Here is a 15,005-nt window from a genome sequence, read left to right as displayed (position 1 = left end):
CACAAAATAAAAGCGCGGTTTCCGATGTGGAAGCCGCGCTTTTTTGCAGCTCGTGCACTCAGGAACGTGCTGCAGGCTGCGGATAGCTGACGTCCAGAATCTCCAGCATGCGCACACCGGCCGGCGTGGGCAAGGCCACCTCGTCACCCACGCGCGCCTTGAGCAGCGCGCGCGAAACCGGGGCAATCCAGCTGACCTGGTTCTGCGCGCTGTCCGCCTCGTCAATGCCCATGATGGTGATGGTGCGCTCCACGCCCTCGTCATCGACATAGCTGACCGTGGCGCCGAAAAAGACCTGGTCGCTGCCCGCATGCACGGCAGGGTCGACCACCTCGGCGATTTCCAGTCTCTTGGTGAGAAAGCGGATGCGGCGGTCGATCTCGCGCAGACGCTTTTTGCCGTAGAGATAATCGCCGTTCTCGGAACGGTCGCCGTTGCTGGCTGCCCAGTGCACGATCTCCACGATCTTGGGGCGCTCGTTGTCGATCAGATCCAGCAGCTCGTCCTTGATGCGCTGGTAGCCCTGGGGCGTGATGTAGTTCTTGCCGCCAGCGGGCAATGGCGGCAGAGCGCCGACGTCGTCATCGTCGTCGCCGTCCGATTCTTTGGTGAAAGCCTTGCTCATGAGGCCGATCTTCACACAGATCCGTGCCTGCCTTGGCCAGCCTCTGTCAAAGTCCGGAAACGAAAAAGCCTCAGAACTTTGCAGTTCTGAGGCTTGTCGTTTGGTGCGGCTGGCAGGAATCGAACCCACGACCCCTTGGTTCGTAGCCAAGTACTCTATCCAGCTGAGCTACAGCCGCTAAGCCTCGAATTATATACAGATTTTGGAGCCACTCGGTGAAAACCCGGATTTTTCTTCAAAGACATCCAGCACCGGCAATCCTGCCGCCACAGGCAAGGCAGAAACGAAAAAGCCTCAGAACCTTTCAGTTCTGAGGCTTGTCGTTTGGTGCGGCTGGCAGGAATCGAACCCACGACCCCTTGGTTCGTAGCCAAGTACTCTATCCAGCTGAGCTACAGCCGCTAATCCTCGAATTATATACTTATTTTCAGGCCTGCAGAAAAGTCTTCCAGAAATTTCAGATCCCGCGCGCTGCCTCGGGGCTGCAACCACATGAAAAGCCTGATACCAAGCACATGCATATGCGCTAATCTTGAGAGTTGAAGCCGGGTGCCAGCAAGCTGCTGGCGGCCCCTGCGATGCCGCGTTCATGGGCCCGAAGAACCAGACCCCGCGCATCGGGGCAACCGGTCGCCGCGCGCTGCGGCAGTGCATTCAGAGCCATCAATGACGACAGACAGACAACCGGCCTCGCCTTCCATTCCTCCATCCGTGGCCATGTGGGAGCAGCTGTTTCGCCGCAGTGCCAGGCCCTCTCTGAGCCTTCAGGGTCAGATTCGCGAAATGCTGGTCGATGCCATCCTGAGCGGCATCCTCGCGCCTGGCGACGCCGTTCCATCGAGTCGCGAGCTGGCCAAGCTGCTGGGCGTGGGTCGCATCACCGTGGTCATGGCCTACCAGCAACTGACCGAGGAGGCCTTCCTGCTGAGCCGCGAGAGAAAAGGCCATTTCATCCATCCCGACGTGCTGCAGGGCCGCACGGCCGAACGCACGCCGGGCAGCGGCAGGAGCGCGGACGTCGAGGCGCATACCGACTGGTCGCGCCGCCTGTGGCTGCGTCCCAGCCTGCAGCGCAGCATCGTCAAGGAAGACGACTGGCAGCGGTTTCCCTATCCGTTTCTCTACGGCCAGTTCGACAAGGACTTGTTTCCCACGGCCGCCTGGCGCGAGTGCTGCCTCAAGTCCCTGGGCGTGCTGGACATCCGCATGTGGGCGCCCGATCACATCACGCGCGACGACGACAGCCTCATCCAGCAGGTGCAGACCAAGATCCTGCCGCGCCGCGGCGTCTGGGCCTCGCCCGACGAGATCATCATCACCGTCGGCGCCCAGCATGCGCTGTACATGGTGGCCGATCTGCTGATGCGCGAAGGCACCTGCGTCGGCATCGAGGACCCCTGCTACCCCGATGCGCGCAATATCTTCAGCAGCCGCACCTCGCAGGTCATTCCGATCGGCGTGGATGGCGATGGACTGCCCATCGTCCCGGCCATGCGCAAGCTCGAATACCTCTACGTCACGCCCAGCCACCAGTGCCCCACCGGCGTCACCATGCCGCTGGAGCGGCGCGAAGCCTTGCTGGAAGCCGCACAAAAGCACGATCTCATCATCATCGAGGACGACTACGAAAGCGAAAGCAGCTTCGATGAACAGCCCATTCCAGCGCTCAAGAGCCTGGACCGCAACAACCGCGTGATCTATATCGGCAGCCTCTCCAAATGCCTGGCACCGGGCCTGCGTGTGGGCTATATCGTGGCTCCGCCCGAGCTGATCAAGGAACTGCGCGCGCTGCGCCGTCTCATGATCCGCCACCCCTCCACCTTCATTCAGCGCACATTGGCCATGTTCATCTCGCTGGGTCATTACGAGGCCCAGCTGCGCCGCCTCGGCCAGGCCCAGAAGGAGCGTCATGCCGAGCTGACGGCGGCCATGGCCCGCCACCTGCCGCAGTGCCGCATCACCCCCGTGCGCGGCGGTGGCTCATGCTGGGTGCAGCTGCCGGACCACATACCCGCCCAGGCACTGGCGCGCCAGGCCGCCGAGCAAGGGGTGCTGATCGAGCCCGGCGATGTGTTCTTCACTTCCCCCCGCAACACGGGCAACTTCATACGCCTGGGCTACCAGTCCATTCCTGCGGCACAGATCGCCCAGGGCATCCAGGCCCTGGCGCAAGCCATGCAGCGCATGTAGGAATGCAAAAAGCCCCGGCCTTGCGGTCCGGGGCTTTGCTTGACGAAAGTCTCAGTTCTTGCGCAATTTGGGCGGCGCCAGCTCGTCGAGCAGATTCTCGGGATTCATCCCGCGCCGCAGCACCTGGCGCACGCCATAGGCAATCAGCAGGATGCACAGGCTGGCCACTCCCAGTGCCAGCGGCGTGCGCTGCTCGGGGATAAAGCCCATGGCCACCACGATGGACAGCATGCCCGCAATCGCCAGCCAGGTCAGGTAAGGAAAGCACCACATGCGCACCTTGAGCAGATGAGGCGCTTCGCGCTCCAGACGCGAGCGCAGGCGCAGCTGGGAGATCGCAATCAGGATGTAGACAAAGATGGCCACCGTGCCGTAGGAGTTCACGAGAAAGGCGAACACCTTGTCGGGAGACAGATAGGACATGACGATGGCGCCGTAACCGAACAAGGTGGCCACCAGGATGGCGTACACGGGCACGCCGTTGCGGCTGACCTGGGCCAGCACCTTGGGCGCATCGCCGCGTCGCGTCAGCGCAAACAGCATGCGCGAAGAGGCATAAAGCCCGGAGTTGAGTGCCGACAGCACGGCCGTCAGCACCACGGCATTCATGATCTGGGCCGCCGCCGGCACGCCCATGGCATCGAGAGCGCTGACATAAGGCGTGGACATGCCGATGGAGTTCCATGGCACCAGGCAAGCCACCAGCAGCACCGATCCCACATAGAACACCAGCACGCGCAGGATGACCGAATTCGTGGCCTTGGCCACGGCCTTCTGGGGCTCGGCGGTCTCGGCGGCCGCAATCGTCACGATCTCCGCACCGAAATAGAAGCCGGTCGCGGCCACGGCACCCGTGAGCACCGGAACAATGCCGTTGGGCATGAAGCCGCCGTTCTGGCTCAGATTGGCGACATGCATTCCGCCGCCTCCCGGTGTCAGGCCCAACACATAGACGCCGGCGATGAACAGAAACACCACGATGGCAGCCACCTTCACGGAGGCCAGCCAGAACTCGCACTCGCCAAAGGATTTGACCGAAACCAGATTGGTCAGCGTCATCATGACCAGCAGGACCAGACTGATGCTCCAGGCCGGCACGTCGGGCAGCCAGTAGCGCACCAGCTCGGCGCCCGCCACCGCTTCGATGGCCACGACGATGACCCAGAAATACCAGTACATCCAGCCCGTCAGAAACCCCGCCAGCTGCCCCACGGCAGGCCGGTCGCGCCAGGCTTCGCGGGCGTACTCGTAAAACGAGCCGCCTGTCATGGAGCAGGCCATTTCGCCCAGCATGCGCATCACCAGCACCACCAGCAGGCCGGTGATCAGAAAAGAGATGACGGCTGCCGGTCCGGCCGACTTGATGACCACGCCGCTGCCGACGAACAGCCCGGCACCGATGACGCCGCCCAGGGCAATCATGGTCATGTGCCGCTGTTTGAGGCTGTGCGACAGCCCGTCCGGCGACGAATGCGGATTTCCAATCATTTTTGTCTCCTGTCTTGCCGGCATGGGAATACCGGTCGCCACGGCTTTATGTATCGGGTCGTGCCTTGCTGCTCATGCGGGCCGCTGCCGTGGTCGTTCAGTTATCTGCTTGAAAATTGTCGTGTGAAGCCTTGCGTGCAGCGCTCCCTTGCCGTAAAGCAAGAATGCGCGCACGCTGGCCTCGCGCGTGTCAGGAAAGCGCTACCGGAGGACGGTCCTTGCGGTAGGCGTTCTTGACGGCGATCTTGCCGTCGCGGAAGGTGAACACATCGACCATGCGAGCTTCCACACGCAGGCCGTCGGCCTTGGTGCCTTTGAAGGTGCTTTCCGAAACGCCGCGCGCTCCCTGGACAAAATGCTCTCCATCCACCCAGGCGGCATCGGGGAAGGCCTGCCAGGCCAGCTGAAAGCCTTCGCGCACGGCTTCACGGCCCACAAAGCTGCGCCCCATCAGATCGGGGCCGGCTACGGCATGGAACTCGCATTCATCGGCCATGAAGTCCATCAGTGCATCGATGTCATGGCGATTCCACGCCTCGGAAAAACGCGCCAGGAACTGGACATCGGGTTGGGATTCTTGCTTGCTCATAGGTTCTCCAGATTGCTGTCATTTCTTGGGTTCCGGCCCTTGCAGAAGCGGCCGCCCGGGATCGAAAAATGCCTGAAATTCCGATGGCTCATCGTAGGTAGCACTGGCTCCGGTTCGTAGAACCAGTTACCGGCAATCGTTAAGTCCAAGGACTTGGCGCCTCACGGCGCTGGGTCCTCGAGAAACGACGGCAGCGCGCGCGGCAGCTGCCCCGAAAGAACCCGTTTCTCCTCTGGGCGCGGCGCTCTGCTGCTGCGCTTTCGGATGCAGGCCCAAGCCATGCGCAAGGGCTTCCGCTCCCGCTTCAGTTAGGTGAAAACGATAGGAGAACACCGGCGGGCGCTGCAGGGGTATCGCGGTCGGCGGCGCGCAAGCGGGCAGCCCGAAGATCCGCCTGCCGTCCTGCCAAGGCGCCCGGGCCTCGGGGCCGCATGAGCCGTCGGTGCGCTGGCTCCATCAAAACCTGCGCCGTGGCCCTAACCAGCCGCGCAAGGGGCTGGCTATGCTGCTCTGGACACCGCAAGCAGTGGCCTGCAACGGCATCTGCATTGACTTTGCGTCCATCCATTCCATAGCCATAGAACGCCGCTTCAAACGCAGCCACACCAGGAGACGATTGCCATGAAAGCCGAGGACATCCGCCCCAGCCACCTGAATCCGTACGACCCGCAATACGACCCTCTGGTTGCGAGAAATCCCGGACATGGCGCTGGCTACGCTCCGACCTACTGGGTGGGGACGGCAGGCCGGCCGCCCGACGACGACGGTCCGGTCTGCGGCGACATGGAAGCCGACGTGGTCATCGTCGGCTCGGGCTTCACGGGTCTGTCCACCGCCCTGTTTCTCGCCCGCGAGCACGGCATCCGCGCAGTGGTTCTCGAAGCCAACCAGAGCGCCTGGGGCTGCACCAGCCGCAACGGCGGCCAGGGCCAGAATGCCAGCGGCCGCCTCTATCGCTCGCAATGGATAGAGCGCTGGGGCAAGGACGTGGCCCTGAAGCTGGACGCGGAAATCCGTGAAGGCTTCGACACCTTCAAGAACCTGGTCGCCGAGTTTCCCGAGTGCGAGCCGCAGCCGGGGGGGCATCTGTATATTGCCCACCGAGACAGAAAAATGGATTTTCTGCGCAATGAGACCCGCGTCATGCGCGAAGTCTTCGGCTATGACGCCCGCATACTCAGCGTCGACGCCGTGCGCCGCGACTATGTCGACGACGCCGACTGCCGTGGCGCGATGCACGAGCCCGACGGCATTGGCGTGCATCCGCTCAAGCTGGCGTTCGGCTATCTGCGCAAGGCCCGCGAGCTGGGAGTGAAGGTGCACCCGGCCAGCCCCGTGCTGGGCATGGAGACACGCAACGGCGTGCACTACCTCCGGACACCGGGCGGCACGGTCAAGGCACGTGCCGTCGGCTTTGCCACCGGCGGCTATACCAGCAACGGCCTGCACCCCAGCCTGCGCTCGAAGATCATGCCGATTCTCTCGAACTCCCTGGTCACCCGGCCCCTGACGGAAGAAGAGCTGGCCGCCACCAACTTCAAGACCACGCAGGTCATCACCGACACCCGTACCCTGCGCTTTTACTACCGCAAGCTGCCCGACAACCGCGTGCAGATCGGCAGCCGCAGCTCGATCACCGGCGCCGATGCGCCCAATCCTGTCCATATGGCCAAGCTGGTCGAGGGACTGCACCACAAGTTCCCGGCCCTCAGGGGAATCCAGGTGGACTACTCATGGTGGGGCTGGGTCGATGTGAGCCACGACATGATGCCGCGCATCACCCAGCCCGATCCCGGAGAAAGCGTCTTCTATGCGGTCGGCTATGGCGGCAACGGCGTGTCGTTTTCTGCGCATGCGGGCCGGCGCATGGCGCAGCGCATCGCAGGCCAGAAGATCAAGGCTTTCGAGTTGCCAATCTACAACTCATCGCTCGAATATCCGAATGTGTTCAATATGGTGCGCTCGGAGGCCTTTGCACCATTTCGCCGCATGGGCCAGCGCTTTCTCTACCACTGGTATCACATGAACGACGAGAAGAACTGACCCTTCCAACCACCGTCCGGCCGCAGACAACGAAGAGCACCTTCCACCAGGAAGGTGCTTTTTTCATGCTGTCCACGGATGCGATGCAGTGCCCCCTCGTGCGCCCCCGCCACAGGTAAAAGCCGCCTCTCTGGCACGCATATTGCGCAAGCCTTCATGCCTCCCGGACAGCCAATCCTCCCGCGTCTGTCTGCGATCAGTGAATACACCTAAGCCCATGCAGACGCCGCAAAAACGCCTTCCACCAGGACCGAGATATCCCGTGCAAGCCGCGCCCTGCAAGGCTTTGCAATGCACGGTCGCGGTGCACGCCAACCCATGCTGCGCGCACCATCCGGGACCGTGTGCGACTGGACCTAACGATTCACATCAACTGGCCCTACTGGCTGCGCAAGGTTGCTCACTACGATCCGCTCAGAAAGCTCTTTGAGCCTCGCGATGCGGCTTTCAACCGGTTCAGCCAGAAGCGGGAATGGGAAAGCAAGTCAGCAAGAGTGAGCACAGCAAGGGTTCTCTGGTCGAAGTCTTCAACCGATATCGCTCTAACCATGGAGAAATTGGCAATGAAAATGCAAAAACGATGGGTGCTGAAAGCGGGTGTCGCAACAGCCGCACTGGCCATGACCGGCTTCGCGCTGGCGCAGCAGAAAACCGTGACCTTCGCCAACCAGGACATGCTGGTGCCTCTGCGCCTGGTGATGGAATCGGGCGAGTTGGAAAAGGAGACGGGCTACAAGATCAACTGGCGCATGTTCTCGGGCGGCGGCGACGTGATACGGGCGATGGCCTCGGGCGACGTGCAGATGGGAGAGGTGGGCTCCAGCCCGCTGACCGCTGCCGCCAGCCAGGGGCAGGACATCAAGCTGCTCTGGATCTCTGCGGACATCGCCGGTGCCGAAGCCCTGGTGGCACGCGACGGTGGCGGCATCAGCAATTTCAAGAGCATGGAGGGCAAGCGCATAGGCGTGCCGTTCGTCTCCACCGCGCACTACCAGCTGGTCGCGGCCCTGGGCAAGGAGGGCGTTGACGCGCGCAAGGTCAATATCATGAACATGCGCCCGCCAGAAATTGCCGCTGCCTGGGAACGCGGGGATATCGATGCCACCTTTGTCTGGGATCCGGTGCTGGCCAAGGTCAAGCAAAAGGGCAAGGTGATTGCGACCTCCGGCTCCATTGCGCAGATGGGCTATCCGACCTTCGAGGGCATTGCCGTGAGCAGCAAGTTCGCCCAGGAAAATCCCCAGTTCTTGGTGGCTTTCATCAAGGCCCTGAATCGGGCAAGTGCCCAGGTGCGAGACAACCTGGCCAGGTGGACTCCGGACTCGCCCGAGATCAAGGCGATTGCCAAATGGAGCAAGGCCGACCCCAAGGACGTGCCCGCAGCCATGGCGCTTTACCGCTTTCCCAGCGCCGAGGAGCAGCTTGGCGCGCAATGGCTGGAAGGCGGCGCGGCCAAGGCAATGACCAATACCGCAACGTTTCTGAAGTCACAGGGACGAATCCAGGAGGTCAAGCCCGACTACGCAGCGTACGTGACCAGCAGCTATGTCAAGCAGGCTCTCGGCCGCTGACTGCCCGCCCACGACGGCCAGCCCCGTCGTGGCTCCCAGCTTTGTTTCACATAGGAGGGCAATGTCATGCCGACTCTGGATATACGCGACCTGACCGTCAATTACGAGGTCAAAGGCGGACACTTGCAGGCCCTGGCACCCGTCAACCTGACCATGCATGAAGGCGACTTCGTGGTCGCTCTGGGGGCATCCGGCTGCGGCAAGACCACGCTGCTCAACTGCATGGCAGGTTTTCTGGCGCCTTCCTGCGGCCAGATCCTGCTAGACGGAAAACCCATACAGGGCCCCGGAGCCAATCAGGGCGTGGTGTTTCAAAAGCATGCGCTGATGCCATGGCTCAATGTGATCGACAACGTCGCACTGGGACTGCGCATGCGCGGCATGGATCTGAAGACGCGCACGCAAATCGCCGAAGAGAAACTGGGCCTCGTCGGCTTGCAGGACTACGCCAGGCGCGCCGTCTATGAACTGTCTGGCGGCATGCAGCAACGTGTCGGCATTGCCCGTGCGCTGGCCAACGATCCAGCACTGCTGCTGATGGATGAACCCATGGGCGCGCTTGATGCCTTCACGCGCGAGCAGGTCCAGGAAATCCTGCTGCGTGTCTGGCATGCCACCCACAAGATGGTGTTCTTCATCACCCACTCGGTCGAAGAGGCACTGTTTCTCGCCAGCCGGTTGATCGTCATGAGCCCCAGCCCGGGCCGCATTTCCCATGTCTACGACGACATGCCGTTCTGCCATGAGTTTCTGCGCACCGGCGATGCGCGTGCCGTCAAGTCGCGCCCCGACTTCATCAGGATGCGCGAAGAAGTTCTGAGTCTGATCCACCACCGGGAGCCTGCCAATGTCTGAAGCAGTCCAAACCAACCATCTGCCCGCCACCACCGCGCGCGTGCAGCCGAAGGCCACTGCGCCGCAGGCGTCGGGACCGGTGAAGACCAGTCGCTTCAAGACCCCCGGCGAAGGCTCCAGCCTCGGCATCAGCATCGTCACCGTGGCCGTGCTGCTGGCACTGTGGTTCGCCGCCACCAATCTCGGCTGGATCAAGCCCTTGTTCCTGCCCAGCCCGCAGGCGGTGTTCCAGCAGTTCTATGAATACCTGACCGGGCAGGCCAACGACAAACCGCTGTGGCAGCATTTCTCGGCAAGTCTGCTGCGCGTGACCGTGGCGTTCTGGCTGGCCTTCATGATTGCGGTTCCACTGGGCATAGCGATGGGAATGTCACGCATCGCACGCGGCATCTTCGACCCACCCATCGAGTTCTACCGCCCCCTGTCATCATCTGGTTCGGTATCGATGAAACCCCGAAGATTCTGCTGATCTTCCTGAGCTGCTTTGCACCCCTGGCCCTGGCGGCCCGCTCGGGCATGCGCAGCGCAGCACAGGAGCAGATCAACGCCGCCTACTCGATGGGAGCGAGCTACTTCCAGGTGATCCGCCATGTGATCTTGCCGGCGGCCCTGCCCGACATTCTGGTGGGCATGCGCATTGCCATCGGCTTTGGCTGGACGACTCTGGTTGCCGCCGAAATGGTGGCGGCGAACGTGGGTCTGGGTCAGATGGTGCTCAACGCCTCGAACTTCCTGCGCACCGACATCGTGATCATGGGCATCATCGTCATCGGCGTGATCGCCTATGTGTTCGACCTGTTCATGCGCTGGGTCGAAAAGCGCCTGGTTCCATGGAAGGGACGCATGTAAGTCCGGTCGATTCCCCTGCGGAGATGGCTCCGGCAAGCAGAAAGCGGGCAGGCCTTGCGCCTTCCCGCTTTTCTATTTTTCGTTGTTTCAGCTGCTCGGCTGAGCTTGCCCGGCCTTGCGCGATACCTGTCGCACGCGCCACCCCGGTCATCGCCGGCACAGCATCTCGGCCACCGAAAACAGCAAGGCCTCGTTGATATCGTGCTGCAGATCGACGGCAAGCCTTTGACGGTAGAAGACCCCCAGATCCAGCCCGACGCCCAGGGCGCAGACCTTCACGCCACCCAAGCGCTCCTGGGCTGCAAGAACCTGCCGCAGGTGCTGATCCAGATAATGCTCGTCATTGGCCTGATCGGTCGCCGTGTCCATGGGACAGCCATCTGAGACCACGAGCAGGATGCGACGCTGCGCAGTCTTTGCACGCAGCCTCTGGCACGCCCATTCCACGGCCTCGCCGTCGATGCCTTCACGAAAGATGTCGGGCTTGCGCAGCGCCGCAATGCCGTGCCGGGCATGACGCCAGGGCTTGGCCCCGTCCTTGAAGACAATGTGCAGGCGCTCGTTGAGACGCCCCGGAAACTGGGGCTGGCCCGCGCGCTGCCAGCGGCGGCGCGTTCTGCCGCCATTCCAGGCCTGCGTGGAAAAGCCCAGTATCTCCACGCTCGCCCCAGCCATCTCCAGCGACCGCCCCAGCACATCGAGCAATAGCGACAGGGGCCTGGCAAAGGTTTTCATGGAGCCCGAGCAGTCCATGAGAATAGTGACTGCGGTCTCGTTGACGGGACGCTGCATCTCGTCCTTGAAAATCGCACGTTGCTGCGGGTCCGTCACCAGCTGGGACAGGCGGCTGCCGTCCAGATGACCTTCCTCCAGCCCGAAGTTCCAGCCATTGCGCTGCGTGCTGGCCAGGCGCTGTTGCAGATAGCGCGCCAGCCGCCCGGCCTGCTGCAATCCCGAACGCGCCAACTCCTCATCCATCTGCTCCCGGAACTGGGCCAGCTGCAGCGCACGGATCAGCTCAGCGGCCTGCACCTCCCTATCGAACTCGCGCGTGAAGACCCGGTAGCTTTGCGCGGTGCCGGCCCAGGCCCGGCTGTCGCTGCTTTGCGCCACGGGCATGCCGTCCTGACTCTGGGATTCAAAGTGCAGAGGCAGGGCAAAACTGCTGCGCCGCCTGGGGCCGCCGGCACCGCGCGGCGCATCCTCCTGCGCCGCACGCAACGCCATGCCAACCCAGCGGCTGACGGCCAGGGCAGGCTCGACAAACTGCTGTTGCCGGTCTCTGAAGCGCCGCAGCCCATCCCAGTGCCGGCCCAGCGGAGAAGCCATGGACATCCGCGTGGACTCCACCAGATCGGCCATGCGCTCCGGTATCTCGTGTCCGGTCAACCGGCTCCAGGCCGTGATGGCCACCGCGAACAGCAAGATGCCCAGACTGCTTTCCGTGAGGCCGGAATCCACGAATGCCTGGCACCAGTTCACAAAGCGCTGGCGCATGTTCTCGCGCGCTCCGGGCCAGGCCTCGGGCACGAGACTCTCCACGCGCAACTGCTCGAGCAGCTCGAACACCATGCGCTCCACCGGGTCCTGCGGCAGATGGGCCTGAAACAGGGCCTGGTCGCTCCACTGCAGACGCAGCCCCATGCTGTCGAGCAGGCCGCGCTGATCCGTCTGCTGCACCGGCACCTGACTATGGTGGGCCGCCGCCTGGGGTATGGGCGTGGTGCCGCGGTACAGCGTCTGGCCGCTCCATTGCAGGTTGGCGTCGCCGGTGACCGCGCGCAGCATGGCGCCGCCCCAGGCCTCCATGCAAGACAGCGAGGCAGGGCCGGAGGTCTCGGCGCTCATGCCAGCAACGCCAGTGCTGGTTCCTCGGGCTGCGCCAGCTCCTGGGCGAAGCAGCGCTGGAAATACTCGCGCACGATGGCGCGCTCGGCAGGCTCGCATTTGTTGAGGAACGACAGCTCGAAGGCCAGCTTCAGGTCGTGGAAGATGACGATGTTCTCGGCCCAGCTAATCACCGTACGCGGAGACATCAGCAAGGACAGATCGCCCACCGCAAAGCCCTTGCGCGTCAGCCCGGCCAGCGCCACCATGGCGTCCACCTTGCGGCACCCGTCGGCCGTGGCCAGCTCCGGCACGCGCGCCAGCACGATGGCCGCTTCCTCGGCCGGGGGCAGATAGTTCAGGCTGGTGACCAGATTCCAGCGATCAAGCTGGGCATGGTTGAGCTGCTGGGTGCCGTGATAGAGCCCGTTGAGATTGCCCTGGCCCAGGGTGTTCATGGTGGCAAACAGCCGAAAGCAGGGATGCGGCTCAATCACCCGCTTCTGATCGAGCAGGGTAAAGCTGCCCTCACGCTCCAGAACCCGCTGGATGACGAACATCACGTCGGGGCGTCCGGCGTCGTACTCGTCAAACACCATGGCCACGGGCCGCTGCAGCGCCCAGGGCAGGATGCCTTCCTGAAACTGGGTCACCTGCTTGCCATCCTGCAGCACGATGCTGTCCTTGCCCACCAGATCCAGGCGGCTGATATGACCGTCCAGATTCACGCGCACGCAGGGCCAGTTCAGCCTCGCCGCCACCTGCTCTATATGTGTGGATTTGCCCGTGCCGTGCAGGCCCTGAATGACGACGCGCCGGTTGTGCGAGAAGCCCGCCAGAATGGCTTGCGTCACCTGCGGATTCAGGCGGTAGGCCTTGTCAATGGCGGGAACATGCTCGCTGCGCTCGGCAAAAGCCGGCACGGTCATGTCCGTGTCGATGCCAAATACATCGCGCACGCTGACGGTACGGGTGGGCTGCAGCAGGCTCAGGTCAGTCATCATCGGCTTCCGGTGGAACGTCATCGTTAATGCGGGCGATCGCCGCGACGGCCGCCTGCAGCTTGGGGAGAAAGGACAAGGCCTTCTCCTTGGAAAAACGCATGATGGGTGCCTGCACGGCAAGCCCCATATTGGAGTTGCCCTGGGGCGCTGGCACCAGCACGCCAAGGCACAGCAGCCCGGGCAGGAACTCCTCGTTGTCGAAGGCATAGCCTTGCGCCCGCACCTGATCGAGCTCCTGGTCCAGCGCCTCGAAGGTCGTCAACGTATTGCCGGTGAACGTTTCCAGCGGCACATTGGCCAGCAGCCGGCGGCGCTGGGCGGGCGACATCTGGCTCAGGAACAGCTTGCCCGTGGCCGAACAGTGCGCAGGCACGCGCGAGCCCGGGTGCAGATAAAAGCGCAGTGGCGCCGGCGTCTCCACGCGGTCCAGATACAGGACCTCGCTTCCCGAGAAAGCCGTGATGTTGCAGCTCTCGCCGAGCTCGCGCACCAGCTGGGTCAGCACCGCATGGCGCGCGCCATGCGTGGTGTTGTTGAGCAACACGTTCTCCGCCAGCCGCATCAGCCGCTGGCCCGTGCCGTAGTGGCGACCGTTGCCATCTCTTTGCAGGATTCCGGCGCCCTCCAGCTGCGCAAGCATGCGGTGCATGGTGGGCTTGGGCAACCCTGTCTCTTCCACCATGGTTTGCAAGGTGAAGGGCTGGCTCTTCTGCGCCACGGCTTCCAGCAGCGCGAACAAACGCAGATTGGGCGTGTCTCCGTCCAGGCGAGCCGAGGGGGTTTCTTCACTGTGCTTCATATCGTTGTCGATCATATTAATTTCCATTTTTCGAGTCAATTTATTCCATAAAAAGAAATTTACTTGCACGAAAACAAAAAAATGCCATAGACTGACATCGTTATTTCTTTTTTCGGAACCATAGGTTTCAAATTTTCAAGGAGACAGACATGGCTGCAACGGACAATCGTAAAGTGGTTGAAGGCGTTCACAAGATGACCCCTTCGGAAGCATTCGTGGAAACCTGCGTCGCCAATGGCGTCAGCGAGATGTTCGGCATCATGGGTTCCGCCTTCATGGATGCCATGGACATCTTCGCCCCCGCAGGCATTCGCCTGATCCCGGTGGTGCATGAGCAAGGTGCGGCCCATATGGCCGACGGCTATGCCCGCGTCTCGGGTCGCCACGGCGTGGTGATCGGCCAGAACGGCCCCGGCATCAGCAACTGCGTGACCGGGATTGCCGCAGCCTACTGGGCGCACAGCCCGGTGGTGATCGTGACCCCCGAGACCGGCACCATGGGCATGGGCCTGGGCGGCTTCCAGGAAGCCAATCAGCTGCCCATGTTCCAGGAGTTCACCAAGTACCAGGGCCATGTCTGCAACCCCAAGCGCATGGCCGAGTTCACGGGCCGCGTCTTCGACCGCGCCATGTCCGAGATGGGCCCGACCCAGCTCAATATTCCGCGTGACTACTTCTACGGCGAGATCGAGTGCGAAATCCCCAAGCCCATGCGCGTGGACCGCGGCCATGGCGGCGAGGCCAGCCTGCAGGCCGCCGTGGAGCTGCTCAAGACTGCAAAGTTCCCGGTGATCCTGGCCGGCGGCGGCGTGGTCATGGGCGATGCGGTGGAGGAAGCCAGACAGCTGGCCGAGCGCCTGGGCGCTCCCGTGGCCACGGGCTATCTGCGCAACGACGCCTTCCCCGCCAAGCACCCGCTGTGGGCCGGCCCTCTGGGTTACCAGGGCTCCAAGGCCGCCATGAAGCTGATCGCCCAGGCCGACGTGGTGATTGCGCTGGGCTCGCGCATGGGTCCCTTCGGCACCCTGCCCCAGCATGGCATGGACTACTGGCCCAAGACCGCCAAGATCATCCAGATCGAGGCCGATCACACCAACCTGGGCCTGGTCAAGAAGATCGCCGTGGGCATCAACGGCGATGCCAAGGCCGTGGCGGCCGAGCTGAG

General features: G+C 62.9%; 11 protein-coding genes, 2 tRNA genes and 1 pseudogene. 6 read left to right on the top strand and 8 right to left on the bottom strand.

Going from position 1 to position 15,005, the window contains the following annotated elements; genetic code table 11:
- Positions 1 to 58: 58 nt before the first annotated feature.
- The 3 genes from greB to ACLBXN_RS22755 all read right to left on the bottom strand — a co-directional run bounded on the left by greB (position 59) and on the right by ACLBXN_RS22755 (position 1,027).
- Complete coding sequence (gene greB / locus ACLBXN_RS22765) at positions 59 to 625, bottom strand: transcription elongation factor GreB (RefSeq protein WP_003052072.1); 567 nt, start codon at positions 623 to 625, stop codon at positions 59 to 61.
- Between the two features lie 101 nt (positions 626 to 726).
- Positions 727 to 803 (bottom strand) — tRNA-Arg (locus tag ACLBXN_RS22760).
- Between the two features lie 147 nt (positions 804 to 950).
- A tRNA-Arg gene (locus tag ACLBXN_RS22755) sits at positions 951 to 1,027 on the bottom strand.
- A 264-nt stretch (positions 1,028 to 1,291) separates the two neighbouring features.
- On the opposite strand from ACLBXN_RS22755, the gene pdxR reads away from it, so the two are divergent.
- Positions 1,292 to 2,815 carry a MocR-like pyridoxine biosynthesis transcription factor PdxR gene (gene pdxR / locus ACLBXN_RS22750; RefSeq protein ID WP_447613654.1) on the top strand — a complete coding sequence of 508 codons (1,524 nt, stop codon included), beginning with the start codon at positions 1,292 to 1,294 and terminating at the stop codon, positions 2,813 to 2,815.
- Between the two features lie 51 nt (positions 2,816 to 2,866).
- On the opposite strand, the gene ACLBXN_RS22745 is transcribed toward pdxR, so the two are convergent.
- Positions 2,867 to 4,303, bottom strand: coding sequence for an amino acid permease (locus ACLBXN_RS22745; protein ID WP_211456820.1), 1,437 nt, complete (start codon positions 4,301 to 4,303; stop codon positions 2,867 to 2,869).
- A 190-nt stretch (positions 4,304 to 4,493) separates the two neighbouring features.
- Complete coding sequence (locus tag ACLBXN_RS22740; protein WP_043009186.1) at positions 4,494 to 4,892, bottom strand: nuclear transport factor 2 family protein; 399 nt, start codon at positions 4,890 to 4,892, stop codon at positions 4,494 to 4,496.
- 621 nt (positions 4,893 to 5,513) lie between these two features.
- On the opposite strand from ACLBXN_RS22740, the gene ACLBXN_RS22735 reads away from it, so the two are divergent.
- The 4 genes and pseudogenes from ACLBXN_RS22735 (at position 5,514) to ACLBXN_RS22720 (ending at position 10,210) form a co-directional block, all read left to right on the top strand.
- Positions 5,514 to 6,935 (top strand): FAD-binding oxidoreductase, encoded by a 1,422-nt coding sequence (locus ACLBXN_RS22735; RefSeq protein WP_343678306.1) that lies wholly within the window; start codon positions 5,514 to 5,516, stop codon positions 6,933 to 6,935.
- 563 nt (positions 6,936 to 7,498) lie between these two features.
- The gene (gene tauA, locus ACLBXN_RS22730) at positions 7,499 to 8,506 is read left to right on the top strand and encodes a taurine ABC transporter substrate-binding protein (RefSeq protein WP_447613653.1); all 1,008 of its coding nucleotides are present in this window, start codon (positions 7,499 to 7,501) and stop codon (positions 8,504 to 8,506) included.
- Between the two features lie 66 nt (positions 8,507 to 8,572).
- Entirely contained in the window at positions 8,573 to 9,361 is a 789-nt protein-coding gene (locus ACLBXN_RS22725; protein ID WP_447613652.1) for a taurine ABC transporter ATP-binding protein, read from the top strand.
- Positions 9,354 to 10,210, top strand: a pseudogene (locus tag ACLBXN_RS22720) (ABC transporter permease subunit). Before ACLBXN_RS22725 ends, ACLBXN_RS22720 begins: the two are co-directional and overlap by 8 nt.
- A 147-nt stretch (positions 10,211 to 10,357) precedes the next feature.
- On the opposite strand, the gene ACLBXN_RS22715 reads toward ACLBXN_RS22720, so the two are convergent.
- Genes ACLBXN_RS22715 through ACLBXN_RS22705 form a run of 3 tightly spaced genes read right to left on the bottom strand, consistent with a single transcriptional unit; the run spans position 10,358 to position 13,855 of the window.
- On the bottom strand, positions 10,358 to 12,058 hold the full coding sequence (locus ACLBXN_RS22715; protein WP_447613651.1) for a cobaltochelatase CobT-related protein: 1,701 nt from the start codon (positions 12,056 to 12,058) through the stop codon (positions 10,358 to 10,360).
- A complete protein-coding gene (locus ACLBXN_RS22710) occupies positions 12,055 to 13,038 on the bottom strand; it encodes an AAA family ATPase (protein WP_447613650.1) in 984 nt (327 codons plus the stop codon). The genes ACLBXN_RS22715 and ACLBXN_RS22710 overlap by 4 nt, the downstream gene beginning before the upstream one ends.
- Positions 13,031 to 13,855, bottom strand: coding sequence for an IclR family transcriptional regulator (locus tag ACLBXN_RS22705; protein WP_043009178.1), 825 nt, complete (start codon positions 13,853 to 13,855; stop codon positions 13,031 to 13,033). Before ACLBXN_RS22705 ends, ACLBXN_RS22710 begins: the two co-directional genes overlap by 8 nt.
- Before the next feature lie 134 nt (positions 13,856 to 13,989).
- Here ACLBXN_RS22705 and ACLBXN_RS22700 point away from each other — a divergent pair.
- Positions 13,990 to 15,005 (top strand): thiamine pyrophosphate-binding protein (locus ACLBXN_RS22700; protein WP_447613649.1); only part of this gene is annotated, 1,016 nt, incomplete at its 3' end.

This window comes from Comamonas sp. C24C (assembly GCF_053345995.1).
This window is presented reverse-complemented; position numbering and strand designations above follow the sequence as displayed.

What these genes read in the sequence shown, in the direction of transcription:
- greB (WP_003052072.1), bottom strand. Translation starts at nt 625, where the DNA reads ATGAGCAAGGCTTTCACCAAAGAATCGGACGGCGACGACGATGACGAC.
- pdxR (WP_447613654.1), top strand. Translation starts at nt 1,292, where the DNA reads ATGACGACAGACAGACAACCGGCCTCGCCTTCCATTCCTCCATCCGTG.
- ACLBXN_RS22745 (WP_211456820.1), bottom strand. Translation starts at nt 4,303, where the DNA reads ATGATTGGAAATCCGCATTCGTCGCCGGACGGGCTGTCGCACAGCCTC.
- ACLBXN_RS22740 (WP_043009186.1), bottom strand. Translation starts at nt 4,892, where the DNA reads ATGAGCAAGCAAGAATCCCAACCCGATGTCCAGTTCCTGGCGCGTTTT.
- ACLBXN_RS22735 (WP_343678306.1), top strand. Translation starts at nt 5,514, where the DNA reads ATGAAAGCCGAGGACATCCGCCCCAGCCACCTGAATCCGTACGACCCG.
- tauA (WP_447613653.1), top strand. Translation starts at nt 7,499, where the DNA reads ATGAAAATGCAAAAACGATGGGTGCTGAAAGCGGGTGTCGCAACAGCC.
- ACLBXN_RS22725 (WP_447613652.1), top strand. Translation starts at nt 8,573, where the DNA reads ATGCCGACTCTGGATATACGCGACCTGACCGTCAATTACGAGGTCAAA.
- ACLBXN_RS22715 (WP_447613651.1), bottom strand. Translation starts at nt 12,058, where the DNA reads ATGAGCGCCGAGACCTCCGGCCCTGCCTCGCTGTCTTGCATGGAGGCC.
- ACLBXN_RS22710 (WP_447613650.1), bottom strand. Translation starts at nt 13,038, where the DNA reads ATGACTGACCTGAGCCTGCTGCAGCCCACCCGTACCGTCAGCGTGCGC.
- ACLBXN_RS22705 (WP_043009178.1), bottom strand. Translation starts at nt 13,855, where the DNA reads ATGATCGACAACGATATGAAGCACAGTGAAGAAACCCCCTCGGCTCGC.